Below are 25,837 nucleotides of genomic sequence, written 5' to 3'. Positions count from 1 at the left end.
TAAGGCTGCAGGGGCGCCTCCCGACGTCAGGCCAGCGGCCGCGCCGCTGACAGCAGCACCCCTTCACCGCCGTCGAACGTTACGGTGTGAAAGCCAGCGCCCCGCGCGACCTCCCGGAATCCCCACTTCCGATGCAGGGCCAATGAGGCCTCATTGCAGGCGTTGACCACATACCAGGCCTCCTCGGCCCGCCCCCAAATCCAGCCGAGCCGGACGGCAGTCAGCTCCACCGCGAGCCCCCTTCGTCGGAAATCCGGCCTTACGGTGACGCCACCCAGGTAGTGACCGGCCGGAGCTGCGCCGTCCGCATAGTCCCAATAGTGCGTCTTGGCCCAACCCACGACGGCGGACCCGCCTTCCGCTGTCGCTTCCAGCGAAGCTTCAGCCACCACGACGAGGCGGGCGGGGTCAGCGACCGCTGCACTGATACCCGCGGCGAATCGCCCAGCGTCAGCGGATGAAGTGCGCCCGGCTTCAAAATCCGCGGCGAGGATGCCCGCCACGTCGGAAGGGTCGGCGGGACGGATAGTGAAGTCCATCGGTTCAGTCTAATTTGCCGAAAATGCTTGCATTATGAGTTTCAACTCATAATATGGGATTAGAGATGTGGCCCGGCTCACGCTGCGCGCAACAGATTCAGCCTTCAAAGTGGAAGGCCCAACGATCGGATTTCCCCATGTCAGACATTGCTGTTCTGATCAACACAGCTGTCGCGGTTCTAGCCGCCGTGCTGTTGATCGTCCGCTTCCGGGTCAACCCGGTGATTTCCCTGATCCTCGCGTCCGTTTACCTGGGCCTGGCCGTTGGCCTTGGCGTCGAAGAGACCGTCAAAACCATCACCGGCGGGTTCGGCGAGATCATGGTGGACGTCGGTCTGCTCATCGCGTTCGGCGTCCTGATGGGCTCCATCCTGAACCAGAGCGGCGCCATCCGCAGACTCGTGGAGCACCTGCTCAAGACCTTCGGTCCCAAGCGCCTTCCCTACACGATGGGTCTCGCCATCGGCACCGTGCTGCAGTCGATCTTCCTGGACGTCCTGTTGGTCATCTCGGCCCCTTTGGCCCGGAAGCTGGCGCCGAAGATCGGCAAGCTCGGCACGGCCCGCATGGCCACTGCAATGGCAATCGCCCTTGAATGCGGCATCGTGTTCACGGTTCCTGGCGTCGCCTCACTCGCATTGGCGGGCCTCCTGAATGTGCCGCTCGGCAAGATGCTGCTCTTCGGGCTCCTGCTGGTCATCCCCACGATCATCATCTCCATCGCCATCATGACGTTCCTGTTCCGTCGCGGATTCTGGAATGAGGCCAAGGATGAGGACCACACGTTCGTGGCAGAGGAAGACCTCGAGGGTGAGGAATACCCTGCCAGCGGCCAAGCACCCGTGGCGCCCGCGGCAATGGAAGAGCAAGGTGCTGCAGCATCCGGCGCCCAACCAGCCGGCGGAAGTGTCGCCGTCGTCGAACGCGAACGCAAAGAAGCCCCGCTCATCCTGCTCTTTGCCCCGCTGCTGACGTCCTTGCTCCTCATCGGTGCAGGGGCCATCCTGGAGATCTTCGAGATTCAACTTCCCTGGCTGCAGCTTCTCGGCGAGCCCGTGATTGCCCTGCTCATCGGCCTCATCGGAACCTGCCTGGTGACCCGCGCGGCCATCGGCCAGAAGAAGGTCGAAGAGGCCATCGCGGTCGGCTTCAAGGAAAGTGGGCAAATCCTGATCCTTACCGGCGTCGGCGGATCGCTGGCAGCAACAGTTGCAGCCGCAGGCTTGGGCGACATCCTTGGCGGCTTCTTCTCCGCGAGCACCGTAGCCCCGCTGCTGGTGGTCTGGGCCATCGCCGCTGTGCTGCACATCGCCGTCGGGTCCGTGACGTTGTCCGCCATTACGGCAGCCGGCCTGCTGGCACCCATCGCGCCGGCCATCGGCCTCGATCCGGTCCTGCTGGCACTCGCTGCCGGCGCAGGCTCGCTCTTCATGGTTCACGTCACCAGCAACACGTTCTGGCTCCTGCAGTCACTTTTGGGCCAGAGTGTGAGGGGGGCACTCAAATCGGTCACGGTGGGAGTGTCCGTAGCCTCCGTGGTGGCGATCCTGCTGATCCTGCCTATGAGCCTGCTGTTCTGACCGGCCCTGCCAACCGACTCCCCACCACGCACGAAAGAAGACCATGACACACCAAACAATCGCCCCTCTGGACGGCGTCCGGGTCCTGGAACTCGGCAACTACATCGCTGCGCCCACGGCCGGCAGGCTGCTGGCCGACTTCGGAGCCGAGGTCATCAAGGTGGAGCGGCCCGGCACGGGTGACGAGCTGCGCAACTGGCGCCTGCACAAGGGCAACACGTCCATGCTGTACCGGACGCTGAACCGCAACAAGAAGTCCGTTGTCCTGGACCTCCGCACCGACGCGGGAAAGCAGGCCGTCCTGGAGCTCGTGGCCAAATGCGACATCCTGCTGGAGAACTTTCGCCCCGGCACCCTGGAGAAATGGGGCCTCGGCCCCGAGGTCCTCAACCAGGCCAACCCTGACCTCATCGTTACCCGCATCTCCGCCTTCGGGCAGACCGGCCCGTTATCCGAGCGGCCCGGTTTTGCCGCCGTCGCCGAAGCGTACGGCGGGTTCCGCAACCTGGTGGGAGACCCGGACCGCGCACCCGTCCGGGTTGGCGTCTCCATCGGGGACTCGATCGCGGGCCTGTACGCCGCCTTCGGCTCCATGATGAGCCTGTACCAACGTGAAGCACGACGCCGGGACTCGGCTGGCGCTGTTCCCCTCACCGAGCGCATCATCGACGTCGCGCTGAATGAGGCCATGTTCTCCATGATGGAATCGCTAATCCCGGACTACCAGGCCTACGGCGTGGACCGGCAGCGCGTAGGTGGCCGGATGGAGGGCATCGCTCCTTCCAACGCCTACGTCTGCAAGGACGGCGCGAGCATCGTGGTGGCAGGCAACGGTGACTCCATTTATCAGCGGTACATGCAGACCATCGGGCGCCCTGACCTCGCCGAAGACCCTTCACTGCAAACAAATGCCGGGCGCTGGGCCCAACGTGAGGAGCTGGACCAGGCCATCGGCGAATGGGCAGCGACGCTTTCAGGTGCTGAGGCCCTCGCGGCCCTCGAAGCCGCTGGTGTTCCCGCAGGACCCATCTACACTGCGGCGGACATCAGTACGGACAGCCAGTACGCCGCCCGCAACATGATCCAGAAGTTCGACGTTTCCACGGGCGAGGAAATCCTGCCTGGAGTGGGCTTCCCCGGCATTGTTCCTGTGATCGGAGACCAGTCCTTGCCCATCCGGAACCTCGGCCCGGACCTGGGCGAAAACACGCAAGAAATCCTTGGTGGGCTCCTGAACATGGATGCCGCACAGATCAATGCGGCTTCCGGCCGCGAGGAGGCACTCCGACCATGAATCGCTTTGAAAGCCCCTTGGCCACGATCCTTGGCGACACCATCCTGAGGGACGTCACCCTGCGTGACGGACTCCAGCTCACCGGCAAACTCCTGCCCACCGAACAGAAGATCGAAATTGTCCGCGAACTGCTGCGGCTGGGCGTGCCCGCCATCGAGCTCGGGTCCATGGCACGCGCCGACCTGGTCCCCACCATGGCGAACACGCTGGAAGTTGTCCAAGCACTCACCCCGGAGGAACTGGAAAAGTGCTGGATCTGGGTAGCCACTCCTGGCCACGTTGCCAAGGCATCCGCTGCCGGAGCGCGGAACTTCCAGTACTGCTTGTCAGCCTCGGATTCGCACAACAAGGCGAACATCGGGCGGACCACTGATGAGAGCCTGGCCGCTTTGCCCGAGGCCGTGGAGTACGCACGTGCGGTGGATGGCCAGATCCAGCTGTGCATCGCGACGTCCTTCACCTGCCCGTTTGAGGGGTACGTTCCGGAGGAGCGGATCCTCTCCATCGCCAACGATCCCCGGGCCGAGGGCACCACGGACATCGTCATCTGCGACACCCTGGGGCAAGCCGTTCCCGCGCAGGTGGCCCGGCTGATCACCCGCGTGCGGGACGAGTCCCCTGCGCGTCGGATCGTTTACCACGGCCACGACACCTGGGGCTTGGGCGTTGCGAACACCCTTGCCGCCATCCAGGCCGGTGCGGCCATGGTGGACGGCGCCCTCGGTGGACTGGGCGGCTGCCCGTTCGCACCAGGAGCCAGCGGCAACACCTCCAGCGAGGACATCCTCTTTGCAACCCGTCCCGCATGGCTCACTACGGACGTCTTCGGGGAGCTTGTGGTGTTGTCTGAGAAATTGCTGGCCGAACTGGGTGAGCCGAACCGTTCCAAGGCAGCCCAAGGAGCCCGTTCCAGGGCCGAAGCCTTCGACTGGGTCATGCCTTCCGCCGTTCAGCCGGCCTCCGCTGGGGACAACTAAGCATGGGTCATCATTTCCTGGTCACCACGGCTATCCCGGAACCTGGCCTGCACCTGCTGTCCGACGCCGGTCAGGTCACCGTCCTGCCCGAGCCGCCGGATTACGCGACGCTCTCCGCCTTGTGCGCTTCCGGGGACTACGACGTGGTGCTCACCCAGTTGCGCGACGTCATCGATGAACCCCTGCTGGCGGGCGCCCGCGTGAGGGGTGTGTCCAACTACGCCGTGGGCTATAACAACATCGACGTCGACGCCGCCACCCGGCACGGCATCGTGGTGGGCAATACGCCCGGCGTCCTGACGGATGCGACGGCGGACATTGCCATGCTGCTCATCCTCGGCACCGCCCGACGCGTGGTGGAAGCGGACCGGGTAGTCCGCGAAGGAAAGTTCCACGGGTGGGAGCCGGAGTTCATGCTGGGCCGCGACGTTTCCGGCGCGGTCCTCGGGCTCGCTGGTTTCGGCAGGATTGCCCGGGCTGTGGCACGCCGCGCGTTGGGCTTCGGCATGGAAGTGCTCTTCTCGCCGCGGCCACCCGGCGACCGGCCTGTCTCCGATGAAGAACTCGGCGAATTCGCGGGCAAGGTGCAGCAAGTGCCGTGGAATGGGCTGGTGGAGCGAAGCGATTTCCTGTCCCTCCATGTTCCGCTCAACGAACAGACCCGGCATCTGGTGGATTCTTCCGTCTTGCAACGGATGAAGCCCGGCGGCATCCTCATCAACACCGCCCGCGGGCCGGTTGTGGATGAGGCGGCGTTGGTTGAAGCCCTGCGCAACGGAGTGATCGGGGGCGCCGGTTTGGACGTCTTCGAGGAGGAGCCGCAACTCGCGCCAGGCCTGGCCGAACTGCCCAATACGGTCCTGCTTCCCCACGTGGGCAGCGCCACCGTACCAGTCCGCGCTGAAATGGCCAGGCTCAGTGCCCTCAACGCGATCGCCATCGCCGAAGGCCGCCTGCCGCTCCACCCCGTCAACCCGCTCGTCCGGGCATGACGCTTAGTTCTGCCTGCCCGCTCCACCTTGGGCCATGAGTTCCAAGCGCTTCAGCGTCTCGCGGTTTCGGACGCCGATCAGGGGATCCCGCAAAGCCTTGGGCACCAATTTGCCTGGGCCCTTGACCGCATCCTCGGCGATGGAGACCCGGCACTGGGAACCGCCGAGGTCTTCCACGGTGATCAGGACCTTGGCTTCGCCCAGGGGCCACCCTTTGGCGAGGAGTTCCAGCGTTCGACCAGGTTCCACAGCAGTGACCCGGCTGCTGTCATCGATCAGAAAAGGCCAGGAACCCACCGAATGATGCAGTTTGGAACCCACCTGTGGCCAGTGGTCGTCTACGGCGCGGATCCTCGAGGCACCCACCACCCAGCCGGAGTACAGCCACCCGTCAGCGATCACTTTCCAAACGTGGGCCGCGGGAGCGTCGAATACCTGGGTCACTGTGGACATGTGGAGCCCTTCTGAAACGGATGGCCGTGGCGATAACCTTAAGCTAAGCATGCTTATTGTTTGCTTGCCATAGCCCGTCGTCCATCACTGCTGTGGCTTGCTGGCCTTGCCATCAAGCCACAATGTGTCCGACTCGTCCCGGTGTGTTCCGTCCGAACCGACGTGCTTACTGTCGATCTTGGGTCCGTTCTTGATGACGTGCACCAAAGCCATTCCGTGCCCCCGGCCAAGGTCATAGTCCGCTTTGAGCCATTCAAGGATGGTCCCGGCCTTCACCGAGGGGTCATTGAAGCCCTTGGTTTCGGCAATGTCGACCAACTCCCTCGGAGTGAGGCCGGTCTTGTCTTCAATGGCGTCGAGGTAAGCCTGGAATGACATCGGTGTCGCCTTTCATGGTCAACTTCCCGGAGGAGTTGATAGGTGTGCGTGAGCGACATCGTACCCGTGCCCAAGGAATCAATACCTAACCGCCTGATATTGACCAGCGCCCCTACACTGATCGCATGGTGTGCCGAGGGTGGCGTTCTTTTGCAGTGGGTATGGCCGTCGCTGTGGCTGTAGCCCTTTTGGCCGCCTGCGACTCCGGCGATCCCGGCTCGCAGGCCACCAGCGTCAGTGCTTCCCCCATCACCGTTGAGGTCAACCAATCCCGGGACCAATACGGCAAAAAGGCAATCCTGATACAGCTCACCAACACCACGGACACACCCTTGACGGTGACCGGGGCGCGGTTGGACTCATCGCTTTTCGCGGAAGGTATTTCATGGCAGCCATCGGAGGGCGGACTGGAGTTGCCGCCCCGCCAGCCCAAGAGCATCCCCGCGGATTTGCCGGCGGCTGCCTGTGGAACGCCCCATGATGCTTTCGCCAATATCGAGGCAAAGCTCACTTACTCTGCACCTGGCAAAGACCCCGCAGAAGAAAACACCGACGCTTCCGATCCGTTCGGCGTCCTGACCAGAAACGCCGGCGAGCTGTGCCTCGCAGCAGAAGCAGCCGCCGTCGCCACACTGGCGTTGGACCCGGGACTGGAGGTGGCCGCGGACGGCCGCACCGCCGTCGTACGCCTTGTCATCACGCCCGCCACACCGGGAAATGGCCGGCAAAGCCTGACGATCGAATCGATCGATGAGACCACCTTGTTGGCGCAGTCCTCCACAGCTCCCTGGCCCGTAAATTTCACGTTGGGCACGGTCAAACAGGAACTCCAGCTGACCATCCGCCCCGCACGTTGCGATCCCCACGCGGTGGCCGAGGACAAGGTTGGGACACTCCTGCCACTGAGGATCAAGGTGGGGGAACGGCAGGGCTTGCTGAAGATCGCCGCCTCACCTGAGCTACGCGGCCGCATTTACGACTTCGTCACGGCCGCCTGCGCCCCTGGGGGCTAGGCGCGACTAACCGAGGGTTGCCAAGGCTTGCGGAGCGCACTCCACTGTGACCTTGACGTTGGCCTCCACGGTCTTCACTTCGCCATCCATTTGGTACGGCAGTGGCTTGAGCGTGGTGAATTCGTAGCTGCTCACGCTCGGCTGATCGCCAAGCCCCTGCGTGGTGGCCTTCAGCGCCGTCAACAGAACGCGCCATTTGGGCATGTGCGGGAAGACGATGACTTCGAACTTTCCGTCCGACGGGTGGTCCTCCGCTTCACTCAACGTGGCGTACTTGGCCATCTCGTTGATATTGGCGAAGACAAGGCTGTCGAACTTGCGGCGCTTCCCATCAGTCTGGCGAATAGCGAAGGGCTGGAACTCGGAAAAAGTCTTAATGACGGTGACCATCTCCTTCAATGCGCCCTTACTGCCCTTTTCGAGTTCGGTGGCCACCACAGGAGTGAGTCCAAAACCGATGTAGGAATGAGCGTATTCGAGAGGCTCATTCTCTTTTTGGCCGGTGTGAATGCGAAGAAGGTCGATGTTATGAACACGACCTTCTGCAATGGCCTCTTCCAAAGGTTTGGTGCCGATGATCCGGCTGTGGTCATTGGCATTGCCCGCAGCCATGACGGCGCAAACTGCTTGCGGGTTCCCGGCCTGCATCACGCCGTTGACCACCTCGTTGTAGCCGCCATCGCCGCTCACTGAGACCACAAGGACATCTCCGCCCTTCGAGGCTGCCTCCCGCGCCAAATCGACGGCATGCCCGGCGTGCTCGGTGGGCCGGAGAGTAATCTCGGGCTGGTTCGTGAGCAGCTCCTTGAGCTTCCCGTGCAGCTGCTGCGCCAGCTCAGGCGCATTCCCGGTGCTGTTGGGATTGAAGATAATGACGATCGACTCAAAGGTCCGGGCAGAATCCACGATGTGCTCCTGATTCATTGCAAGGTCCCTTACAGGCGGTAGTTTCCATAGTATTCGGTAAGCCCGGGGGTTTCGGATAAGGCTTGGACGTGGAAGCATGAAATTGGGTTTCCAGAACCGGAGATCCACGTCAATCAGCCTGATGCGGTCCGACGCCGAGTCAGCAGTCGGGAAAGCCCATGGAAGACTCACGCCAGACAGCACGAACGCTGATCTTGGAACACGAGATCACCTTGGACGATTTGTGGGCTTGGTATTGGGCCAACGGTGGGAACGCCAGGCCCTGGGACTTCGACGCCTACCTGTTCGGAATCGAAGAGCGCGACCCATTCGACCTGAAGATTCTCACGTGGGCCATGGAGGACCTGGAAGCCCGCTCATTGCTCTGAGCGTTTGCGGGCAGGGCGCCCACTCCCTTGCCGGTGATCTATATCCGGTGGGCGTCCATGAGGTGCCGTGTTGAGTGGGCTGTGAACGGGCGTCCGGCCCTCATCTGCCTATCCAGCTCGTGGAGCTCGTCCATGTAACGTTCTGCTGAGAAGCCTGGGACCCACCACACACATTTGCGCAGGATCCACACCACTGCGCCTACGTCGAAGAATTCCATGCGGCACCGGGCCGTGCGGAGCTCCGTGACGGCCAGGCCGGCAGCTTCCGCAGCTGCTGACTCCGCCTGGGCGTCGCGGCCTTTTCGTTGTTCAGGCAACGGGCCCAGGAAGTGCTCAATCAGTTCGAAGGCCGAAGCCGGGCCAACATGCTGGGCGAAATAGTGGCCACCAGGTACCAGCACCCTGCGGATTTCCTCCCAGTCGGGGCTGACGGGGTGCCGCGCAGTTACAAGCTCGAAGGACTCGTCAGGGAAGGGCAGGCCTGAACCGGCCGTGACCTCAACGATGTCCACGCCGCGTGCGCCAAGCCGATCCCGGGCCCGCTGGGCGTTGGGCGGCCATCCCTCGGTGGCCACCATGCGTTCGGGGAACCTCACGGCCTCCGAGAGCACTTCGCCGCCACCAGTGTCCAGATCAAGGGCACTCCGGACGGTGGCAAGGCGGCCCGCCAAGAGCTTTGCGAATCCCCACGGCGGCCGTTCCTCCGAGGCCCGACCGTCAAGCCAGCCAAATCCCCAGCCGTTCACGTCGGCTTCAACAGCCTCTTGGACCAAGGTCTCAAAATCGCGCACTATTGTCCCGCCTCCAAAGTCCCGCGCCTCTTCTCTGCCGCGAGCTGGGCAGCAACCCTCGCGATGAGACCGTACGGAACCGGCTTCGCCAACGGAAACTTCAAGGTTCCCTTCCCTGAGACAAACTGTTCCATCTCTGCGTTCAGGTTTTCGTCCTCACGTGGAATCGGATACACCGAGATGTGGTGCGCCCATGCGGCGAAGTACACCACGTAGTGCCCGTCGATGGTGATCGTGGGGATGTCGTAGCTGATCATTTCGCCGGCACCCGGCACAGCAGCATGAATGCTCCTGCGGATCTCTTCGAGGACCAGCCGGGAAGCCGCAGGTTGGGCAGAGACATAGGCGTCCACGGTGGGGTGTTTCTCAGCCATCGTCATTCTCCTACTGTTGAAGGTTCAGCTTTCGCCGGGGAACCGGCCACCGATCAGTCTGGTCATGTGCTCGGCAGTAGCGAGCAAGGGCTCAACCCAGGCCTCGCACGTCTCCAGCGGCATGCGGAGCGTTGGTCCGCTGATGGTTACGGCACCCACCAAGCCGGCGGCCGAGTCGAAGACCGGAGCGGACAGGCCTGAAGCGCCGTCTTCCCGCTCACCGACCGTGATCGCGAAACCATCGGCGTGGGTCTTCTTGACTGCGGCTTCCAGTTCTTCGGAGCTGGTGATGGTGAAGTCCGTGATTGATTCCAGGGGGTCACGGAGGACAGCTTCCATCAGCTCAGGAGACCAAGCCAACAAGACCCGGCCCGCCGAACCGGCGTGCAGCGGGACGATCTTGCCCAGGTGCATCTCCCGGCGGAGCGCGTGATGCGTATCAGCCATTGCCACGCACACCCGGTAATGCTGTTCTGCCTTAAAGAAGCACGCAGTCTCACCCGTGGTGTCCCGCAAGGTCTTGAGCAGCGGACTCAGGATGTCAACAACCTCCATCCCCCTGGTTGCAGGCGCCGCCCAGTACGCCATTCTCATGCCGATCCTGTAGGCGTCGCCCTCACGATCCAGAAAGCCCTGCGCCGTCAGGTTGGTGACCAGTCGCTGCACGGTGGAGGTGGGCATTCCGGTGTACTCGCGGATGTCGCCCAACTGCAGCACTGGGTTCGACAAGGAGAAGGCGTCCAGGATGGACGTGATCTTGCCCAGGACAAGCAAAGGGTTGCCGTTGGCCTTCGCGGAAGCATCGGATGCTGACATAGGACTCACGCTAAACGCTGCAGCGGGGTCGCGCCAATCCCGCCGGTAGGGTTGCAGCATGGGGACAGTTCTTGAGGCCGAAGGCTTGCTGGTGGGGTACGCCGGGGCTCCGGTGTGCGGTGAAGTTACTGCGTCCGTGGACGCGGGTGAGGTCTTGGGAATCGTGGGCGTCAATGGCGCCGGGAAGTCCACGGTAGCCCGCACCATCGCGGGACGGCAGGCCTCCTTGGCCGGGGACGTGAAAGTCCATGGACTCCTCATTGATCCCGACGCCGTCCCCTTCCGCCGGCAGGTTTCCGCGGTATTCGACGACGATCTCTTCTTCCCTTCACTCACTGTCCGGGAGCATTTGCTTCTCATTGCCCGCGGCCACTCCCTCGACGACCCGGAAGGGCGTGTGGAGGAAGAGCTCGAGTTCTTCGGACTGCTGGGCAGGTCCCACGCGATCCCTGACGCACTGTCCTCGGGACAACGGCGCAGGCTGTTGCTCGCCGCTGGACTCATCCGCCCGTCGTCGCTCCTGATCCTTGACGAGCCGGAACAGCGGCTCGATCCCCGGATGCGGGTCGCGCTGGGTGAACGCATCTCCGAGCACGCCAAAGATGGTGGCGCGGTGGTCCTGGTGACCCACGATCCGCAGCTTCTGCTCGCCACGGCTTCCACATGTTTGGTCATTGACGACGAAGTACAGCAATTCGATCCGGAGCAGGGGGCTTCGATCATTGCCGGGTCCTGACATGCTCACCGTTTCACCGTCCACGCAGGACCGGGAGCTGGCCGCCGCAATTGTCCGCTTCACCCGCCGGTCCTCCCGACGCTACAAACGCAGCCGGACGTCGTGGGCCGACCGCTTCGTCGATGCCTACAGCTGGGGACTCGGAATCGGTGTGTCACTGACCATCGCGGCCTCATTCGTCCTGGCGCTGCGCAACGAGATTGCGGACCGGGCCTCAACCACAACCAGCATCATCCACGCGCAGTGGCTCGTCCTGCCCGAAGCGGTGTTGTGGACGTCCGTGACGTTCGCGGTCCTCCTGGTGATCAGCAACCTGGCCCGAAAACTCGGGCCGATGACAGTCAATGGACCAGAGAGCTCCTGGTGGCTGACGCTTCCCGTCGACCGCCGTCCCATGGTCCTGCCGCCTTTCCTCCGCAAAGTCGCACTCACCGCGGCCGGTTCGGCAATCATCTACTTGCCCTTCAGCTTGGTGACCACAGTAGACCGCGCGCCCAGCGACCACCTTCTCGCATCACTGTCTTTCAGTGCTGCCGGCACCATTGCGGTGGCGCTGGCCGCCATGCAGCAGCTCCGTCTCTTGGGGCACCGCGTTGGCCGGGTCGCGTCGGCGGCGGTTCTCCTGGCCTGCTCGACGGTTCCAGCGCTCTCATCCTCCTTCTGGCCAACAGCGCTGGTGGGTATTGCCGCCGTCGGCCTTTTGGCACTGGTGGTGCCGCGTGCCGGGCAGGTGCGGGGTGAAGAGCTGGTCCGCGGCGGTGCCGTTGCCGGTCATGCCGGAGCGTCGCTGTTCATGCTGGACTCCAATGAGGTGCTTCGCGCCTTGGGCGGCGGCCGGAAGACGGTCGACGGCGGCAGGGCAGCCAGGTTCTATGCCCGGCCCGCGCACGGTCCGCTGAGGGCACTGATCCGCGCCGACGTGGTTGCCTTCCTTCGGCTCAATCCCCCACTGACACCGCCACTCCTGTGGCTTGCTGCCTGCATCGCGATTCTTCTCGTGGAAGGCGGGTTGCCGGAGTTCGCCCAATTGGCGGTCATTGTGATCGCAGGATGCGCCACTGCTTCCGGTTTGGGGAGCGTGGCCCGCAAGACTGCGTTGGTTCCCGAACTCGACGCACTCCTGCCACTGCATCCTGCATTGGTAAGGACCAGCCGAACGCTCATGCCTTGCCTGGCGATGGCCGTGTGGATGGCCGTACTCAGCAGTCTTTTGCTTGTCCTCGGCGCTGCCGATCCGTGGTTGATAGCAGTCGGCGCCATTGCAGGCGTTGGCATGGGTGCGGGGACCCTCCGCGCCGCCACCAGGACCCCGCCGGATTGGACAGCACCTCCGGTTGAAACACCGTTCGGACCCGTTCCGCGAGCCCAACTGGGCTCGTTGATGCGGGGATTGGACGTGACCATCCTGGCGATGATCCCCCTGCTGGTGGCGTTGTACCTCGGCTACGTTCCGCTGCTGGTGGTGATGGTGCAGGCCGTTTTCAGTGTCGGGATCTTCCTGGTGGTGGTACTGACCCGGCCCAAGCGATCCTAGCCAGCGTTTACAGCAGAACCGTGCCTTGGATGCACGTGGCCGACGCTCCACCTACCCAGATCTCTCCGTCTTCTGCTTTGACGTGGACCCGGCCTGCCCTGCCCAACGCAGTGCCTTGGGCAGCTACGTACTCCCGGGGTGCCCTGCCGCTGCCGAACAACCATTGGGCTGCGCCGGCATTGAAGCTGCCCGTGACCGGGTCCTCCACCATGGCGTCGCCCGGAATGAAGGTACGCACTTCGAAGTCGACGGCGGCACCCGGCTCGTGCGGGCCGATCACCCCGACCTTGAGATCGCCCATGGCGACGAGGTCCGGCTCGATGGCCAGCACCTGTTCCGCCGACCTGAGGAGCACGCCGATCCATGTCGGGCCGTTCACCAACCATGACGCGTCCAGCAATGCGTCTGCCGGCAGGCGCAATCCGGCAGCAAGCCGGGCACGGATGTCCTCATCTACCGGGCCGAAGCGTGTCAGCGGCGGCGCAGCGAAAGCCAACCGCCCGGCGTCGTGCTTCACCCGTACCAAACCCGCGCCGCACTCTTGAACCAGAACGCCCTCCGTCTTGGGCACTCCCCCCGTCTGCAGCCACGTATGCGCCGAGCCGAGCGTGGGATGCCCGGCGAAAGGGAACTCCTCGCTGCCCGTGAAGATCCGTACCTTGTAGTCAGCTTCCGGGTGGGTGGGAGGAAGAAGGAAGGTGGTTTCGGAGAGGTTGGTCCAGTTGGCGAAGTGCTGCATCGTCTCGCCGCTGAGATCTTCCGCATCCACCACCACTGCCAACGGGTTGCCCAGATACGGCTCCTCGGAGAAGACGTCAACTTGGTGGAACGGGCGGATGCGCAGGGGTTTTGAAGTCACCGCTGCAGGCTACCATCGCTTGCTGGCGGGCCTGCCCGGTGTCTGCGAAACTACCAGCATGGCAGAGAACAAGACCCAGCCCACGGACGTGTCCGTGGAGGATTTCCTGGCCGCCGTGGAGCATCCGAAGCGACGCGAAGACGGTTTGGAGTTGCTGGAAATGATGCGGGACATCACCGGGCAGGAAGCAGTCATGTGGGGTCCGACGATTGTCGGATTCGGGAGTTACCACTACAAGTACGACAGTGGACGCGAAGGCGACTCCGCCGCCGTCGGATTTTCACCCCGCAAGGCTAACCTGGTGCTGTACGGCGTCACGGAGGGCCCCGACGCAGACCGTCTGCTCCCGGAACTGGGCAAGCACAAAACCAGCACCGCGTGCCTGTACGTCAACAAACTGGACGACATAGACCGGGACGTTCTCGCCGAGATGATCCGTTCTGGCTACAAGCACGTTATGGAGGAAATCCACACCCCGTAGACCTCGCACCGGGATGGCACTAAGTGACAGTCGGAGCGCTCCGGATTGTCACTAACTGGAATCTCGGCGCGGGCATGGGGAACAGAAAACCCCCGCCACCGGAATCCGGTAGCGGGGGTCTTCAGGTGCAGTCAGAGACTACTTGCTTGCAACGACCTCGAGGTCGATGACAGCAGAAACATCCTCGTGCAGGCGAACGTTGGCCGTGTACGAACCGACAGACTTGATGTGGTTCGGCAGTTCAACGTTGCGCTTGTCGATGGCGCCGAGGCCAGCGGCCTCAACAGCAGCAGCGACATCAGCAGGCTTGACGGTGCCGAAGAGACGACCGGACTCGCCGGCCTTCACCTCGAGCTTGACCTTCTTGGAGGACAGAGCCTGGGCCTGTGCCTGTGCAGCTTCGACAGAAGCGTGCGCACGAGCGGCGCGGGCAGCCTTGATGGACTCAACCTGCTTCTCGCCACCCTTGGTCCAGGTCAGAGCGAAGCCGCGGGGCAGCAGGAAGTTACGTGCGTAACCGTCCTTGACCTCGACAACGTCGCCAGCAGCACCGAGACCGGTTACTTCGTGGGTCAGAATGAGCTTTGCCATGTTAGTTAATCCCTTCCCTTAGCCGCGGCCAGCGCCGGAGTAAGGCAGCAGAGCAACTTCGCGGGCGTTCTTGATTGCCTGGGCGATCTTGCGCTGTTCCTGAACGGTAACGCCAGTGACGCGACGAGCGCGGATCTTTCCGCGGTCGGAGATGAACTTGCGCAGCAATGCTACGTCCTTGTAGTCGATGACAGTGATGTCAGCGGCCTTCAAGGGGTTGGACTTTGGTTTGGGCTTACGGAGTTCAGCCTTAGCCATCGTGGAGCTCCTTTTCTATGGAGCCCGTGGATATTGATCCACGGGATGGTGGTGTTCGACGGCGGTTGTCACCAAGGTGCCTTGCGGCAGTTCAGGTGAGTGTCCGGCGTCGGACTTTTATTTTTTGTTTAGAAGGGAGGTTCGGAATCGGGGCCGTTGCCCCAGCCGCCAGCATTGCTGACACCGGGCGTAGCCCAAGGGTCATCCTGCTGCTGTGCGGGCTGGTTGCCGCCCCAGGTTCCACCGGAGTTGCCGCCACCCTGGTTTCCACCAGGAGCGCCGCCTCCAAAGCCACCGGAATTACCGGCGTTACCGCCACCGAAGCCACCCTGGCCACCGCCGGAGCGCTGGGTACGGTTGACCTTGGCGTTTGCGTAACGCAGGCTGGGGCCGATTTCGTCGACCTCAAGCTCGATAACGGTGCGCTTTTCGCCTTCTTTGGTTTCGTAAGAACGGCTCTTCAAACGGCCGGAAACGATAACGCGCATGCCCTTGGTGAGGGACTCGGCTACGTTCTCGGCTGCTTCGCGCCATACCGATGCGCGGAGGAACAGGGTTTCCCCGTCCTTCCACTCATTGGACTGGCGGTCAAAGGTCCGGGGAGTAGAAGCGATGGTGAAGTTCGCTACTGCTGAGCCAGACGGGGTGAACCGCAGCTCGGGGTCATTGGTGAGATTACCGATGACCGTAATAGTGGTTTCGCCTGCCATCTACTGCCTCCTTGTTCGTTCCTGCGGGTTAAAGATCTGGAAGGGGCTGATTACTCAGCAACGACCTTCTGGTCTTCAGGGCGGATGATCTTGGTGCGCATGATCGTCTCGTTAAGAGACAGCTGGCGGTCAAGTTCCTTGGCGGTAGCCGGTGCTGCGGTGAAGTTCACCACTGCGTAGATACCTTCGGACTTCTTCTTGATGTCGTATGCCAGACGGCGACGGCCCCAGATGTCTACCTTTTCGATGGTTCCACCATCGGTGGTGATGACATTGAGGAACTTCTGAAGCGACGACTCTACGGTACGCTCTTCGACCTCGGGGTCGATGATTACCATCAATTCGTAAGGACGCATATGTGAACCCACCTCCTTTGGGCTAAGCGGTTACGGTATTTCCGTAACAGGAGGTTCATTTGCGATGCTGTGGCTCGCTCCCCCGCCGAAGACTCGGAAGGAGGGCGCAACACAGACTTCAATATCTTAGTGCATCTCCTGCACCCAAAGCTATTCGAGGGGATCCGGAGCTGGAACCGGCCAGATAGCGTATGTGGATAACCCAGGCCCGCAGCAGGGAATACTGGGGCCATGACCGTCCTGAAATCCATCGTCCTCTTCGTTTTGGCTGCCGTCGCAGAGATCGGCGGCGCCTGGCTGATCTGGCAGGCCGTGCGCGAGGGAAAGGCCTGGTGGTGGGCCGGGCTGGGCATCGTGGCACTCGGAATCTACGGGTTCTTTGCAGCTTTCCAGCCGGACGCCCATTTCGGCCGGGTCCTTGCCGCCTACGGTGGCGTGTTCATCGCGGGCTCATTGGCATGGGGGATGCTCGTGGACGGCTTCCGGCCGGACCGGTGGGACGTTATCGGCGCAGCGATCTGCATCGTCGGCGTGGGCGTCATCATGTTTGCTCCGCGCCCCGGCGCCTAGTGCGAGCGGCCAGTCCAGGAGCACCGCCCGGAAACGACAAAACCCCGGAAGATCAAGGACCTTCCGGGGTTTCTTTGTGCGCGGAGGGGGACTTGAACCCCCACCCCCTTTCGAGGACTAGCACCTCAAGCTAGCGCGTCTGCCATTCCGCCACCCGCGCAAGGTGATCAGGAGAACCAGTGTTTCGTTTTTCTCCTCGACAGCGACAAAGACACTAACACGAGGAACGTCATTCCGTAGATTCCTGTTGCCCGGATGGCGTCCGGCTAGGGTGGGGCCATGGATGCCACACCCCTGAACGCCTTGGTCCTGACGGTCGTCTTCGCTGCGATTACGCTCTATGCCCTCTACTTCGTGGTCCGCGCCGGGGTGAGGGATGGCATCATCCAGGCAGAGAAGAAGCGCGGAGAGCAAGCGGAACTGTCACGTCAAGCGGACTTCTAAATACATGAAACCCGTCCGGGTGAGGCGCTCACGGCTGCGCTTCATAGTCATGGTGGCAGCAAGCGCGGCGGCCATCCTCGCCACGGGCTTTACTGGCAATTGGGTGGATGCCCCGGCAGTCGGCTGGGCGGTTGCCGCGCTGGTTTATGTGGCTTGGGTGTGGCTGGTGATCGCCCGGATGGATCCGGCCCAGACTGAACAACACGCCACCTCCGAGGATCCCTCCCGCGGGACCACGGACCTTCTGATCCTCGTGGCAAACCTGGCCAGCCTTGCCGCTGTGGCCGCCGTGATCGTGGACTCCCACGCCGAGGCCTCGGGCACGCGTTGGTACTCGGGTGGACTGGCACTGGCCTGCGTGGCCCTGTCCTGGATGCTGGTCCAAACGCTCTTCACCCTGCGCTACGCGGAGCTCTACTACAGCCCGGAGCCCGACGCCGGCGGTGAAGTGGGCGGCATCAGCTTCAATCAGGACCGCCTGCCCCAGTACACGGACTTTGCCTACCTCGCCACCAGCCTGGGGATGACTTACCAGGTATCGGACACCAACATTGGCAACCACCGGATCCGCGCCGAAGCCCTGAAACACAGCCTGCTGTCCTACCTCTTCGGCACTGTCATCCTGGCCGTCACCATCAACCTGGTGATCGGACTGGCGCAGTAGCGCCAACCGTAGGCGCCTTTAACGCCGAAACGGGACAGCCGCCGTCGAACATTGACGGCAGCTGCCCCGCGGCATAAGGACGTGTACGACGCCGGTCAGGAACGGATGTCGGCGCGCTCGGCTTCTGTGGTGGTCGCCTCAGGTGAGGCGGCACCGCGCTTGCGGTAGCGGAACACGCCGATGGCCACCACGATCGCAGCCAACGCCAGCGACAGGAAGAGCGATTCACGCGTGGATTCAATAATGACCATCCCGACGATGAGAGCCACGATGGCGCCGATGGCAATCCACGTCAGGTACGGGAAGAACCACATCTTGAGGTCCAGGTCCTTGGCTGCCGCGCCCATGCGTTTGCGCAGGATGAGCTGTGACGTCGCGATGACCAGCCACACGAACAGCGCGATGGCGCCCGAAGTGTTCACGAGGAACAGGAACACCGTGTCCGGCGCAATGTAGTTCAGGCCTACGGTGATGAACCCAACCACGGTGGAAGCAAGCACTGCTGCAGCCGGAACGCCACGCTTGGAGATCTTCATCCAGGACTTGGGCGCGTCGCCACGCTGCGAGAGCGAGAACAGCATACGGCTTGCGGTGTAGAGGCCTGAGTTGAGGCAGGACAGCACCGAGGTGAGGACAACGATATCCATGATGGTGCCGGCTCCCGGGATGCCGTAGAGCTCGATGACAGCAACATACGGGCTCTTGGCAACAGAGGCGTCGTTCCAAGGCAGGAGCGTCACGACGATGGCGATGGAGCCGATGTAGAAGATCAGGATGCGCCACACTGTGGACTTCACTGCCTTCTTGACGGCGTCCACGGGGTTCTCGGATTCACCGGCTGCAATGGTGGCGATTTCGGCGCCGAAGAAGGAGAAAACCACCACGAGGATGCCCGCCAGGACCGCACCGGGTCCGTTCGGCATGAAGCCGCCCTGATCCAGGAGGTTGGCGACGCCAGGCGCTGAAACGCCCGGCATGAGGCCGAGAATTGCGGCTATGCCGGCCAGCAGGAAGATGACGATCGCGGCGACTTTGATGGACGCGAACCAGAACTCAAACTCACCGTAGGACTTCACGGACCCAAGGTTGGTGAGGGTCAGCAGCACCATGAGGATGAGTGCCCAGATCCACTGGTCCACCCCGGGAACCCAGCGGTGCATGATCGCGGCACCGGCCGTGGCTTCGATGCCAAGGACGATGATCCAGAACCAGGCGTAAAGCCAGCCGATGCTGAACCCGGCCCAGCGGCCAAGTGCTTTGTCCGCATAGGTGGAGAAGGAACCCGTTTCGGGGTTGGCCGCAGCCATCTCACCAAGCATGCGCATGACGAGGATGACCACGAGGCCTGCAGCCAGGTAGGCCACGAGGATGCCCGGGCCGGCCTGCTGAATGGCAGCGCCGGAGCCTACGAACAGGCCTGCTCCAATGACGCCGGCGATGGCGATCATGGACAGGTGACGTGGCTTCAGGGACTTGGAAAGCTGTTGGTCAGCGTGCATGGATCGGCGCCGTCCTTTAGGTTTGGGGTTGGCCTCTATGGTGTGCCACGGGCCACATGACTAATTCACGCTAACCTGCTACACCAAAGCTGATCCTGTGCAACCGAACATTTTGTGCGACCCGAAACAGGAACTGTGCACAAAATGTAACCCTCAAGGCATCTAATGTTTCCTATAGGAAACTTTTGAAATACCCCTGAAATGACTGCTTGAGGCTTTTTGCGCTAGACGGTGGTCCGGAAGAACAGCTCTGCCACGTCAGCCAAACTCTTAGGATCTTCCACACCGCACAGCTCGCGTGCAGAGTGCATGGAGAGCAGCGGAATACCCACATCCACCGTCCGGATGCCAAGGCGGGTGGCAGTCAGGGGGCCGATGGTGGAACCGCACGGGAGATCGTTGTTGGAGACGTACTCCTGGTAGGGCACTTCGGCTTCTCCGCATAGCCGGGCCCACAATGCAGCTCCTGTGGCATCCGTTGCGTAGCGCTGGTTGGCGTTGATCTTCAGCAGCGGACCACCGTTCAGCACCGGCTTGTTGGCGGGATCATGCTTTTCCGCGTAGTTGGGGTGTACAGCGTGGCCCGCGTCCGCAGAAACACAGAACGACGCCGCCAGGGCCTGCCGCCGCTGGCTCACCGAGGCGCCAAGACCGTCGGAGATGCGTACCAGGATGTCCTCAAGGATCGGGCCACAGGCGCCGGAGCGCGAGTTGGAGCCGATCTCCTCATGATCGAAGGCCGCAAGGACGGCGATCGGGCCATCGGCTGGTGCGGCGGCGGCATGCGCTATCAACGCCACCAAGCCTGCGTGCGTGGAGGAAAGGTTGTCCATGCGGCCGGAAGCGAAGAACTCACCATTTGCTCCGAAAATCGCCGGTGCCTGCGTGTCTGCCACCACTACGTCGTACCCGCCAATGTCGCCAGCGTCCACAGTGGCGCCTTCAACGCGATCGGCAAGCAGTCCCAAGAGATCTTCGCCTGCCGGATCGCCCTGGCCAAAGATGGGATTCATGTGCTGCTGCTTGGACAGATGGAGCCCATTGTCATTGACGCCACGGTCCAGGTGGATGGCCAACTGAGGGAAGCGAAGCAGCGGACCGGTAGCAGTCAGGTGTTGCGTGCCGTCGCGCATCACGAGGCGGCCGGCCAGCTGCAGCTCACGGTCCAGCCAGGAGTTCAGAAGCGGTCCGCCATAAACCTCGACGCCGGCCTGCAGCCAACCGAACTTGCCCGTAGTAGGTTTCGGCTTGAGCTTGAACGACGGCGAATCGGTGTGCGCGCCCAGGATGTTGAAAGCCGTGGTGGGGCCGGCGTTCTCAGGAGTTACCCATGCGATGAGGGCGCCGTCACGGATGATGTAGAACTTGCCCGCACCGCCGTCCCACGGCTGCAATTCATCCAAAGCGGTGAAGCCTGCTGCGTCCAGTCGACGAGCGGCTTCATGTACTGCGTGGAAGCTTGACGGCGACGCCGAGACATACGCGCCGAGGTCCGTGATGTGGTCAACTGCTGCGGAGGCATTCGAAGGCATGCCCCCGAGTCTAGCCCCGCTTTCGGAGACCGCCGGGCTAAACGGTGACGTTCAGTGCGGCCGTGTAGCCGCCCGCTACGGAACCGGACATAGTCGCCAGTTGGTATATTCCGCCGTCGTCACCGAAGACGTTGTCCGAGGTCAGGGTTGTATTCGGGAAGTTCCGGGCGCTGGATTCGTAGCCAGCGGTCGTGTACACCTCCTTGCAGGCCTTTTCAGTGAGTGCGATCTGCGAGACGGCCAGGACTTGTCCTGCAGAGGTGGCGTTGCCCATGGATTCGAATACCTCGAAGTGAATATGTGGCCAGCGGCCGCTGTAGGCGCCGGGATAGATGGTGCTGAACGTAAGCTGCCCGTTGGCATCGGATTCCTGGACGCCCCGGAGGTAGTTCTCGTTCTCAAGCCCTGAATCGTAGAGCGAGTACTTGCCGTCCTGGTCGCAGTGCCAGGCATATACAGCGGCACCCACCAGCGGCGTGCAACCGTTTGCGTTGTCCAGGAGCGTCAAGGTAACCGTCAGCGGCACACCTTCAGCCTTGGTGGTGGATGTGCCAAAGCTGGACCTGATGTCGCGGCGGACCACTCCGGACGCCTCCAGGACGTTCGGCCCATTGGAACCGTCGCCCGGGTAGGGACCCAGTGTCTCTTCAGGGATCTCAACCCCACATTCCGCGAGTGCACGAGTGACAGTACTGGTTGCCGAAGGTGAGGCCACCGCCGTCGTACTTTCCGTCGCCGTGGCTGTTGTGCCGGCGGTGCCCGACGGCGACGCGCTGCCCCCTCCCGAACCTGGCGTACAGGCCGCAAGGGCGGCTGCCGTACCTGCTCCGAAGAGAACTCCCAGGGTGCGGCGCCGGCTCAGGAGCGTGGAGAGATCGAACTCCAGGCCGCGGTCATGGTTCGGGTGCGGCTGATCTTGGTCCGTTGGTTCCTTGGACGGCTGTTGAGGAGAAGTCATGAATCCATGAAACGCGCCCTGCCTATGCCTTGTACATGGGGAAACTGTGCCCAGGCTGTGATGACACCTCGAGGAGAATTGAGCTGCGTGTGCATAATAAGCAATTTCATATGCTTGTAATGCCCGTCACGGTGTGTCACGATATTTCACAGAAGGCACATCCACGGAAGGTTCCACCCATGAAGATTCAACTGAAACCAGTTCGGAAGCTCCGCATCCATTGGCCCATCCCGGCCGAGACCATGACACAACTCGCCGGAGGCGACCTCGCCGCTCTGGAAGCGGACGCCGGCATCTCGTCCCTGCTGGAAGCACTGACAGAAAGCCCCGAACTGGGTGGCTTCGGCAACTACCATCATGTCTTCGAGTCCTCCGCGGGCTACGAGGGGTTCACCGTTGCTGAAGGCGCAAACCCCACGCTGGGCTCTGTAGGCCAGAGAACCATCTCTCCGACCTTCGTTTTCACCTCCTACTTTGATGACTCGCTGGATGAGGACGCAGTGCACCAACTTGTCCAGAGGATCGTGGACATCCACCCCTGGGAGGTCCCCGTTATTGAAGTGTCCGGGCCCCTGAGCGTCTCCAGCAGCGTTCTGACTTCGGTTGCCGAAAGCCGCGTGGCCTCATGACTACGGGACTTTGGCAGGAGCTCGCTCCCCTGCTCCGCAACAGAACCTTCACGGACCTCACGCACGCCTTCCACCCCGGCCAGCCCCGGTTTGCCGCTTTCCCGGATGAATCCCGCGAGGCCCTCTTTGATATGGAGAAGGGCGACGGATTCACTGCCCACCGCTACTCAATAGTGGGCCAGTGGGGTACCCACGTGGACCCTCCTTCGCATTTTGTGCGCGGCGGACGGACCTTGGACCAGATACCCGTGGACGAGATGATTCTTCCCCTGGTTGTCCTGGACATCAGCCACCGCGTGCGCGCGGACCGTGATGCCACCCCCACACTGGGCGACGTCAAAGCCTGGGAAGCACGAAACGGAGCCATCCCCGGCGGTTCATTCGTGGCCCTCCGCACAGGATGGAGCCACCGCTGGCCCGACAGCGGGGCCATGGCCAACAAGGACGAATCCGGAACAAGCCATACTCCGGGCTGGTCCAAGGAGGTCCTTGAATACCTCATAGAACATCGGGACGTGGCTGCGGTGGGCCACGAACAAACCGATACGGACCCTGGCGTAGCCACCTCCCGGCAGGACTTCAGCCTGGAGACCTACGTCCTTGCACAGGACAAATGGCAGATCGAACTTCTGGCGCATTTGGACGGGTTGCCCGAGTCCGGTGCCGTTCTGGTTGCGTCCTGGGCCAAGCCCCTGGCAGGCAGCGGCTTCCCCGCCAGGGTGTTCGCCATTCACTAGGGCTGCGTGTCGCTAGAATCGTTCCATGTCAAAGACCTCCAGCATGGGCCGTGGCATGATGTCTATCCTGGCAGTTGGGGCCCGTCACGCCCGCGGATACGACGGCGGTACTGTCGCCGACGTCGCGGCGCACTTGGACAAGGACCGCAGCCAAGTATCACGGAGCCTCAAAGGCGCCCTCCAGGAAGGCTTCCTGGCCCGCACCAGCAACAGGGAATACAGCCTGGACTGGTCCATCCTGGCGGACGCCCAGCTGGTCACGGAGCAACGACTCAAGACCGACGGGCTCACGGCACTTGAAGGCTTGGCAGCGGAAACCAATGAAGCATGCTTTCTGGGCGTGTTAAGCGGGAACACCACAGTCACCATTGGTGAACAGGTACCTGCCAGCGCCAATTTGGTGGGTTCCTGGCTGGGCCGGCCTTATCCTGCCTATTGCAGTGATGCCGGCCAAGCCCTCCTGTGGGATGCCCCGGATGAGGAAATCCGCACGCTCTTTAAGACTGTGGAATTCGTCAAGCACGGACCCAACACACCATCCTCCATTGAAGACTTCCTGGACCGGCTCAACCAAGCCCGGGAGCGTGGATACTCAATTGTTGATGAAGAAGCCGAGCCAGGACTCTACTCACTGGCCGCACCCGTCCGGGACTTCAAGGGTGAGATCGCTGCCGCGCTCCAGATCGTTGGCCCGAAGACCCGGCTTGAACCACAGAGCGAAAGCTACGCCACAGCACTCCGTTCATGGTGCGAGTGGTTGGAAGCCATGGTGGGAGGCCGCGCGGCGTCGTGAGCTCTAGGCCGGCACCGTGCCTGCCGAGCCAAGCCGTTGGGCGGCTGCGTGCAGTACCGCGGCGATGTCCGGTGCCGCCTTCTCAATGCTGGACCGGCTGCCCAAGATGCTGAGCGACGCGTGGATCTTCCCTCCGGACCGCACCGGAACAGCCACCTCCCACACATCATGCTCGAACTCTTCGGCCGCGACAACGAATCCGTTGGGCTTGTCCCGTTCCATCAGTTCATGGACTTCCGGAACAGAATGTGCCGCCGCCGGGCCTCCGACACCAATGAAATTCACGTCGCGGAGCAGGGAGTCCAGCTCACGTGGAGAGTGATCCCACAACAAAGCCCTTCCGGCGCCCGTGCACCAGACCGGCGTCACCATGCCCGGCTTGGCAAAACCACCCAGGACTGAGTTGTTGGTGGATGAACGCAAAAGCAGGACGCGGACGCCATCCCGCACTGAGAGGCGCGATCTCAGGCCAAAGGCGGATACAAATTCCTCCAGCTCTGCCCGCGACCTCTGAACCCAGCCACCATTCAGCGCAGCTGCCAGGCCGAAGAACCCGGGGCCGACACGGAAAGGACCCCGGTCCATCCGTTCCAGCAGTCCCAGGTCGCACAGCTCCTGGGCCAAGCGGGAGACCCTGCTTTGCTCCATATCCAATTCCGCGGCCAGTTGCGAGACGCCCAATAGCTGGCGGCCCTGCTTTTCGCGGTCCGTTACCAAGCGAACAAGGCGAAGGCCTTGTGCCAAGGACGACGCCTCCGGTGACACATCCACGAATCGGCTCCTTCCACCAAGCGCTCACGCCATTCTCACATGACGGCATCAGCGGCGAGGATCCGGGCGTCTTTGGCCCACACCGTGTACAGGTCTGCGAGTATCCCGCGATTTGCAGACTCCAGTTCACCGGCCGTGATTTCCGCGCCATCCTGACGACCAAACAGCACCACTTCGTCACCTGGCCGCACGTCGTCAAGGGCAGAGACGTCTACCACCATGGAATTCATGGAGATCGCATCGACAACGGGCACCCGATGGCCCCGGACCAAGACAGTTCCGCCCCGCCCCAGTGCACGCCGGTACCCATCGCCGTATCCCACCGTCACGGTGGCCAGCTTTGAATCCCCTTGAAGCGTATGGGTATGCCCGTAGCCCACTTTGCTTCCCGCCGGATAATTGTTGACGGACCCGATCCGCGCTTTGAATGCCAGGCAGCGCCGGAATCCGGGGTGGCTGGGGTCCGAATCGCCATACAGGACGGCACCGGTCCGCACCATATCAAGCCACGTTGCCGGCGTATTCAGCGTGGCAAACGAATTCGCCGCGTGAAGCAGAACCTGCCTCCGCGGGACGTTGGCTGACCGCAAAATAGTCGTGGCGTCGGTTTTGAAGCGCTCCAGCCCTTGCTCAATATGCTCACTGTCGTCCAACGGAAAATGCGTCATGATGCCAGCGAGTTCAAGGTGCGGATGGCTCACCACCGCTACGGCACTAGCCCGGCCCAGCGGTGACGATACGTCAAGGCTGTGCCTGCTGATACCGGAGGAGTTGATGTCCAGGTGGATCCGGATCTTTCGTCCAGCCTCAGCGGCGATCCTGCTCAGTTCCCACGCGCTCTGCGGGTCGGCCACCAGCTCTTCCACATCATGGGCCACCGCAGCGGCTATTTCCTGGGGCGCAGCGGCGCGGACCCGCAAAAGCCTGCCCGTGTAGCCATGCAATCGGGCCGTCTCTGCTTCTGAGTTTGAGCCCACACCGATGTAGGGCACCCCCAGGCGCACCAAGGAGGGCATCAATAGACCGGCCCCGTGGCCGTACGCATCGGATTTGATCACGGCGCACAGCACGGCGCGCTCTTGCAGCAGTCCCAGCATGGTCCGGATATTGGATTCGAAGGCGTTGCCGTCAATTTCAAGCCAACTTGAAAGGTTCTCGATCCTCAGCCGGGGGCTCACAACCTGCATCAGCATTCCCCTTTATCAACGCCTTG

Annotated in this window: 32 protein-coding genes and 1 tRNA gene; 15 read left to right on the top strand and 18 right to left on the bottom strand. The window is 62.5% G+C overall.

Annotated features, from left to right (window positions below):
• Positions 1 to 26: 26 nt before the first annotated feature.
• The gene (locus N7568_RS09725) at positions 27 to 539 is read right to left on the bottom strand and encodes a GNAT family N-acetyltransferase (RefSeq protein ID WP_261609631.1); all 513 of its coding nucleotides are present in this window, start codon (positions 537 to 539) and stop codon (positions 27 to 29) included.
• 137 nt (positions 540 to 676) lie between these two features.
• On the opposite strand from N7568_RS09725, the gene N7568_RS09720 reads away from it, so the two are divergent.
• From N7568_RS09720 to N7568_RS09705, 4 genes are read left to right on the top strand one after another with little or no spacing between them, the layout of a single operon-like run.
• Positions 677 to 2,119, top strand: coding sequence for a GntP family permease (locus N7568_RS09720; RefSeq protein WP_261609630.1), 1,443 nt, complete (start codon positions 677 to 679; stop codon positions 2,117 to 2,119).
• A gap of 43 nt (positions 2,120 to 2,162) precedes the next feature.
• Positions 2,163 to 3,413 (top strand): CaiB/BaiF CoA transferase family protein, encoded by a 1,251-nt coding sequence (locus N7568_RS09715; protein WP_261609629.1) that lies wholly within the window; start codon positions 2,163 to 2,165, stop codon positions 3,411 to 3,413.
• Positions 3,410 to 4,390: a hydroxymethylglutaryl-CoA lyase gene (locus N7568_RS09710; protein WP_261609628.1), complete on the top strand. Its 981-nt coding sequence runs from the start codon at positions 3,410 to 3,412 to the stop codon at positions 4,388 to 4,390. The genes N7568_RS09715 and N7568_RS09710 overlap by 4 nt, the downstream gene beginning before the upstream one ends.
• Positions 4,391 to 4,392: 2 nt before the next feature.
• Complete coding sequence (locus N7568_RS09705; protein WP_261609627.1) at positions 4,393 to 5,382, top strand: 2-hydroxyacid dehydrogenase; 990 nt, start codon at positions 4,393 to 4,395, stop codon at positions 5,380 to 5,382.
• Between the two features lie 3 nt (positions 5,383 to 5,385).
• Here the strand turns inward: N7568_RS09705 and N7568_RS09700 are convergent, their stop codons facing one another.
• Both N7568_RS09700 and N7568_RS09695 read right to left on the bottom strand, forming a co-directional pair.
• The gene (locus N7568_RS09700) at positions 5,386 to 5,835 is read right to left on the bottom strand and encodes an SRPBCC family protein (protein WP_261609626.1); all 450 of its coding nucleotides are present in this window, start codon (positions 5,833 to 5,835) and stop codon (positions 5,386 to 5,388) included.
• A gap of 84 nt (positions 5,836 to 5,919) precedes the next feature.
• Positions 5,920 to 6,213, bottom strand: a complete 294-nt coding sequence (locus N7568_RS09695; protein ID WP_261609625.1) for a DUF4287 domain-containing protein — start codon at positions 6,211 to 6,213, stop codon at positions 5,920 to 5,922.
• 173 nt (positions 6,214 to 6,386) lie between these two features.
• Here N7568_RS09695 and N7568_RS09690 point away from each other — a divergent pair, with 173 nt between their 5' ends.
• A complete protein-coding gene (locus tag N7568_RS09690; RefSeq protein WP_368736513.1) occupies positions 6,387 to 7,226 on the top strand; it encodes a hypothetical protein in 840 nt (279 codons plus the stop codon).
• Positions 7,227 to 7,232: 6 nt separating this feature from the next.
• On the opposite strand, the gene N7568_RS09685 is transcribed toward N7568_RS09690, so the two are convergent.
• Positions 7,233 to 8,132: a diacylglycerol kinase family protein gene (locus N7568_RS09685; RefSeq protein WP_368736516.1), complete on the bottom strand. Its 900-nt coding sequence runs from the start codon at positions 8,130 to 8,132 to the stop codon at positions 7,233 to 7,235.
• Positions 8,133 to 8,311: 179 nt separating this feature from the next.
• Between N7568_RS09685 and N7568_RS09680 the strand changes: the two genes are divergently transcribed.
• The gene (locus N7568_RS09680; protein WP_261609623.1) at positions 8,312 to 8,521 is read left to right on the top strand and encodes a hypothetical protein; all 210 of its coding nucleotides are present in this window, start codon (positions 8,312 to 8,314) and stop codon (positions 8,519 to 8,521) included.
• A gap of 38 nt (positions 8,522 to 8,559) precedes the next feature.
• On the opposite strand, the gene N7568_RS09675 is transcribed toward N7568_RS09680, so the two are convergent.
• The 3 genes from N7568_RS09675 to N7568_RS09665 are packed head-to-tail and all read right to left on the bottom strand — an operon-like array spanning position 8,560 to position 10,502.
• Positions 8,560 to 9,312 (bottom strand): class I SAM-dependent methyltransferase, encoded by a 753-nt coding sequence (locus N7568_RS09675; RefSeq protein WP_261609622.1) that lies wholly within the window; start codon positions 9,310 to 9,312, stop codon positions 8,560 to 8,562.
• Entirely contained in the window at positions 9,312 to 9,686 is a 375-nt protein-coding gene (locus N7568_RS09670) for an iron chaperone (protein ID WP_261609621.1), read from the bottom strand. Before N7568_RS09670 ends, N7568_RS09675 begins: the two co-directional genes overlap by 1 nt.
• Before the next feature lie 24 nt (positions 9,687 to 9,710).
• Positions 9,711 to 10,502: an IclR family transcriptional regulator gene (locus tag N7568_RS09665; RefSeq protein WP_261609620.1), complete on the bottom strand. Its 792-nt coding sequence runs from the start codon at positions 10,500 to 10,502 to the stop codon at positions 9,711 to 9,713.
• A gap of 58 nt (positions 10,503 to 10,560) precedes the next feature.
• On the opposite strand from N7568_RS09665, the gene N7568_RS09660 reads away from it, so the two are divergent.
• Entirely contained in the window at positions 10,561 to 11,238 is a 678-nt protein-coding gene (locus tag N7568_RS09660; RefSeq protein WP_261609619.1) for an ABC transporter ATP-binding protein, read from the top strand.
• 1 nt (position 11,239) lies between these two features.
• A complete protein-coding gene (locus N7568_RS09655) occupies positions 11,240 to 12,772 on the top strand; it encodes a DUF6297 family protein (RefSeq protein ID WP_261609618.1) in 1,533 nt (510 codons plus the stop codon).
• Between the two features lie 7 nt (positions 12,773 to 12,779).
• On the opposite strand, the gene N7568_RS09650 is transcribed toward N7568_RS09655, so the two are convergent.
• A complete protein-coding gene (locus N7568_RS09650; protein ID WP_261609617.1) occupies positions 12,780 to 13,631 on the bottom strand; it encodes a PhzF family phenazine biosynthesis protein in 852 nt (283 codons plus the stop codon).
• A gap of 58 nt (positions 13,632 to 13,689) precedes the next feature.
• Between N7568_RS09650 and N7568_RS09645 the strand changes: the two genes are divergently transcribed.
• Positions 13,690 to 14,112, top strand: coding sequence for a DUF1801 domain-containing protein (locus tag N7568_RS09645; protein WP_261609616.1), 423 nt, complete (start codon positions 13,690 to 13,692; stop codon positions 14,110 to 14,112).
• Positions 14,113 to 14,250: 138 nt separating this feature from the next.
• Here the strand turns inward: N7568_RS09645 and rplI are convergent, their stop codons facing one another.
• The 4 genes from rplI to rpsF form a co-directional block, all read right to left on the bottom strand.
• A complete protein-coding gene (gene rplI / locus N7568_RS09640) occupies positions 14,251 to 14,703 on the bottom strand; it encodes a 50S ribosomal protein L9 (RefSeq protein WP_017197273.1) in 453 nt (150 codons plus the stop codon).
• An 18-nt stretch (positions 14,704 to 14,721) separates the two neighbouring features.
• Positions 14,722 to 14,961, bottom strand: coding sequence for a 30S ribosomal protein S18 (gene rpsR / locus N7568_RS09635; RefSeq protein WP_003800144.1), 240 nt, complete (start codon positions 14,959 to 14,961; stop codon positions 14,722 to 14,724).
• 128 nt (positions 14,962 to 15,089) lie between these two features.
• Positions 15,090 to 15,671, bottom strand: a complete 582-nt coding sequence (locus N7568_RS09630; RefSeq protein ID WP_011776754.1) for a single-stranded DNA-binding protein — start codon at positions 15,669 to 15,671, stop codon at positions 15,090 to 15,092.
• A gap of 50 nt (positions 15,672 to 15,721) precedes the next feature.
• Positions 15,722 to 16,027, bottom strand: a complete 306-nt coding sequence (rpsF, locus tag N7568_RS09625; protein ID WP_011776755.1) for a 30S ribosomal protein S6 — start codon at positions 16,025 to 16,027, stop codon at positions 15,722 to 15,724.
• 231 nt (positions 16,028 to 16,258) lie between these two features.
• On the opposite strand from rpsF, the gene N7568_RS09620 reads away from it, so the two are divergent.
• On the top strand, positions 16,259 to 16,597 hold the full coding sequence (locus tag N7568_RS09620; protein WP_261609615.1) for a YnfA family protein: 339 nt from the start codon (positions 16,259 to 16,261) through the stop codon (positions 16,595 to 16,597).
• A 77-nt stretch (positions 16,598 to 16,674) separates the two neighbouring features.
• Here N7568_RS09620 and N7568_RS09615 read toward each other — a convergent pair.
• A tRNA-Leu gene (locus tag N7568_RS09615) sits at positions 16,675 to 16,757 on the bottom strand.
• Between the two features lie 119 nt (positions 16,758 to 16,876).
• Here N7568_RS09615 and N7568_RS09610 point away from each other — a divergent pair.
• A complete protein-coding gene (locus N7568_RS09610) occupies positions 16,877 to 17,041 on the top strand; it encodes a hypothetical protein (RefSeq protein WP_261609614.1) in 165 nt (54 codons plus the stop codon).
• Positions 17,042 to 17,045: 4 nt separating this feature from the next.
• Positions 17,046 to 17,705: a DUF1345 domain-containing protein gene (locus N7568_RS09605; protein WP_261609613.1), complete on the top strand. Its 660-nt coding sequence runs from the start codon at positions 17,046 to 17,048 to the stop codon at positions 17,703 to 17,705.
• A gap of 95 nt (positions 17,706 to 17,800) precedes the next feature.
• On the opposite strand, the gene N7568_RS09600 is transcribed toward N7568_RS09605, so the two are convergent.
• From N7568_RS09600 to N7568_RS09590, 3 genes are all read right to left on the bottom strand, one after another.
• Complete coding sequence (locus N7568_RS09600) at positions 17,801 to 19,204, bottom strand: amino acid permease (RefSeq protein ID WP_261609612.1); 1,404 nt, start codon at positions 19,202 to 19,204, stop codon at positions 17,801 to 17,803.
• A 224-nt stretch (positions 19,205 to 19,428) separates the two neighbouring features.
• On the bottom strand, positions 19,429 to 20,736 hold the full coding sequence (locus N7568_RS09595) for a M18 family aminopeptidase (protein ID WP_261609611.1): 1,308 nt from the start codon (positions 20,734 to 20,736) through the stop codon (positions 19,429 to 19,431).
• Positions 20,737 to 20,773: 37 nt separating this feature from the next.
• The gene (locus N7568_RS09590) at positions 20,774 to 21,694 is read right to left on the bottom strand and encodes an intradiol ring-cleavage dioxygenase (protein WP_261609610.1); all 921 of its coding nucleotides are present in this window, start codon (positions 21,692 to 21,694) and stop codon (positions 20,774 to 20,776) included.
• Between the two features lie 179 nt (positions 21,695 to 21,873).
• Here N7568_RS09590 and N7568_RS09585 point away from each other — a divergent pair, with 179 nt between their 5' ends.
• Genes N7568_RS09585 through N7568_RS09575 form a run of 3 tightly spaced genes read left to right on the top strand, consistent with a single transcriptional unit; the run spans position 21,874 to position 23,853 of the window.
• Positions 21,874 to 22,323, top strand: coding sequence for a hypothetical protein (locus N7568_RS09585; RefSeq protein WP_261609609.1), 450 nt, complete (start codon positions 21,874 to 21,876; stop codon positions 22,321 to 22,323).
• On the top strand, positions 22,320 to 23,060 hold the full coding sequence (locus tag N7568_RS09580; protein WP_261609608.1) for a cyclase family protein: 741 nt from the start codon (positions 22,320 to 22,322) through the stop codon (positions 23,058 to 23,060). Before N7568_RS09585 ends, N7568_RS09580 begins: the two co-directional genes overlap by 4 nt.
• Before the next feature lie 25 nt (positions 23,061 to 23,085).
• A complete protein-coding gene (locus N7568_RS09575; RefSeq protein WP_261609607.1) occupies positions 23,086 to 23,853 on the top strand; it encodes an IclR family transcriptional regulator in 768 nt (255 codons plus the stop codon).
• A 3-nt stretch (positions 23,854 to 23,856) separates the two neighbouring features.
• On the opposite strand, the gene N7568_RS09570 is transcribed toward N7568_RS09575, so the two are convergent.
• Together N7568_RS09570 and alr are read right to left on the bottom strand one after the other, a co-directional pair.
• The gene (locus N7568_RS09570) at positions 23,857 to 24,624 is read right to left on the bottom strand and encodes an IclR family transcriptional regulator (protein WP_261609606.1); all 768 of its coding nucleotides are present in this window, start codon (positions 24,622 to 24,624) and stop codon (positions 23,857 to 23,859) included.
• A 35-nt stretch (positions 24,625 to 24,659) separates the two neighbouring features.
• Complete coding sequence (gene alr / locus N7568_RS09565) at positions 24,660 to 25,811, bottom strand: alanine racemase (RefSeq protein WP_261609605.1); 1,152 nt, start codon at positions 25,809 to 25,811, stop codon at positions 24,660 to 24,662.
• Positions 25,812 to 25,837 lie beyond the last annotated feature (26 nt).

This window comes from Paenarthrobacter aurescens (assembly GCF_025421775.1).
Classification (GTDB): Bacteria; Actinomycetota; Actinomycetes; order Actinomycetales; family Micrococcaceae; genus Arthrobacter; species Arthrobacter aurescens_B.
This window is presented reverse-complemented; position numbering and strand designations above follow the sequence as displayed.

Bases quoted from the DNA above. Each gene is read 5' to 3' on its own strand.
- N7568_RS09670 (WP_261609621.1), bottom strand. From the start codon at position 9,686: ATGGCTGAGAAACACCCCACCGTGGACGCCTATGTCTCTGCCCAACCT.
- N7568_RS09695 (WP_261609625.1), bottom strand. From the start codon at position 6,213: ATGTCATTCCAGGCTTACCTCGACGCCATTGAAGACAAGACCGGCCTC.
- N7568_RS09610 (WP_261609614.1), top strand. From the start codon at position 16,877: ATGGATGCCACACCCCTGAACGCCTTGGTCCTGACGGTCGTCTTCGCT.
- N7568_RS09590 (WP_261609610.1), bottom strand. From the start codon at position 21,694: ATGACTTCTCCTCAACAGCCGTCCAAGGAACCAACGGACCAAGATCAG.
- N7568_RS09575 (WP_261609607.1), top strand. From the start codon at position 23,086: ATGTCAAAGACCTCCAGCATGGGCCGTGGCATGATGTCTATCCTGGCA.
- N7568_RS09600 (WP_261609612.1), bottom strand. From the start codon at position 19,204: ATGCACGCTGACCAACAGCTTTCCAAGTCCCTGAAGCCACGTCACCTG.
- alr (WP_261609605.1), bottom strand. From the start codon at position 25,811: ATGCAGGTTGTGAGCCCCCGGCTGAGGATCGAGAACCTTTCAAGTTGG.
- N7568_RS09715 (WP_261609629.1), top strand. From the start codon at position 2,163: ATGACACACCAAACAATCGCCCCTCTGGACGGCGTCCGGGTCCTGGAA.
- rpsR (WP_003800144.1), bottom strand. From the start codon at position 14,961: ATGGCTAAGGCTGAACTCCGTAAGCCCAAACCAAAGTCCAACCCCTTG.
- N7568_RS09645 (WP_261609616.1), top strand. From the start codon at position 13,690: ATGGCAGAGAACAAGACCCAGCCCACGGACGTGTCCGTGGAGGATTTC.
- rpsF (WP_011776755.1), bottom strand. From the start codon at position 16,027: ATGCGTCCTTACGAATTGATGGTAATCATCGACCCCGAGGTCGAAGAG.
- N7568_RS09660 (WP_261609619.1), top strand. From the start codon at position 10,561: ATGGGGACAGTTCTTGAGGCCGAAGGCTTGCTGGTGGGGTACGCCGGG.
- N7568_RS09655 (WP_261609618.1), top strand. From the start codon at position 11,240: ATGCTCACCGTTTCACCGTCCACGCAGGACCGGGAGCTGGCCGCCGCA.
- N7568_RS09720 (WP_261609630.1), top strand. From the start codon at position 677: ATGTCAGACATTGCTGTTCTGATCAACACAGCTGTCGCGGTTCTAGCC.
- N7568_RS09680 (WP_261609623.1), top strand. From the start codon at position 8,312: ATGGAAGACTCACGCCAGACAGCACGAACGCTGATCTTGGAACACGAG.
- rplI (WP_017197273.1), bottom strand. From the start codon at position 14,703: ATGGCAAAGCTCATTCTGACCCACGAAGTAACCGGTCTCGGTGCTGCT.
- N7568_RS09705 (WP_261609627.1), top strand. From the start codon at position 4,393: ATGGGTCATCATTTCCTGGTCACCACGGCTATCCCGGAACCTGGCCTG.
- N7568_RS09725 (WP_261609631.1), bottom strand. From the start codon at position 539: ATGGACTTCACTATCCGTCCCGCCGACCCTTCCGACGTGGCGGGCATC.
- N7568_RS09665 (WP_261609620.1), bottom strand. From the start codon at position 10,502: ATGTCAGCATCCGATGCTTCCGCGAAGGCCAACGGCAACCCTTTGCTT.
- N7568_RS09585 (WP_261609609.1), top strand. From the start codon at position 21,874: ATGAAGATTCAACTGAAACCAGTTCGGAAGCTCCGCATCCATTGGCCC.
- N7568_RS09605 (WP_261609613.1), top strand. From the start codon at position 17,046: ATGAAACCCGTCCGGGTGAGGCGCTCACGGCTGCGCTTCATAGTCATG.
- N7568_RS09580 (WP_261609608.1), top strand. From the start codon at position 22,320: ATGACTACGGGACTTTGGCAGGAGCTCGCTCCCCTGCTCCGCAACAGA.
- N7568_RS09630 (WP_011776754.1), bottom strand. From the start codon at position 15,671: ATGGCAGGCGAAACCACTATTACGGTCATCGGTAATCTCACCAATGAC.
- N7568_RS09700 (WP_261609626.1), bottom strand. From the start codon at position 5,835: ATGTCCACAGTGACCCAGGTATTCGACGCTCCCGCGGCCCACGTTTGG.
- N7568_RS09620 (WP_261609615.1), top strand. From the start codon at position 16,259: ATGACCGTCCTGAAATCCATCGTCCTCTTCGTTTTGGCTGCCGTCGCA.
- N7568_RS09595 (WP_261609611.1), bottom strand. From the start codon at position 20,736: ATGCCTTCGAATGCCTCCGCAGCAGTTGACCACATCACGGACCTCGGC.
- N7568_RS09710 (WP_261609628.1), top strand. From the start codon at position 3,410: ATGAATCGCTTTGAAAGCCCCTTGGCCACGATCCTTGGCGACACCATC.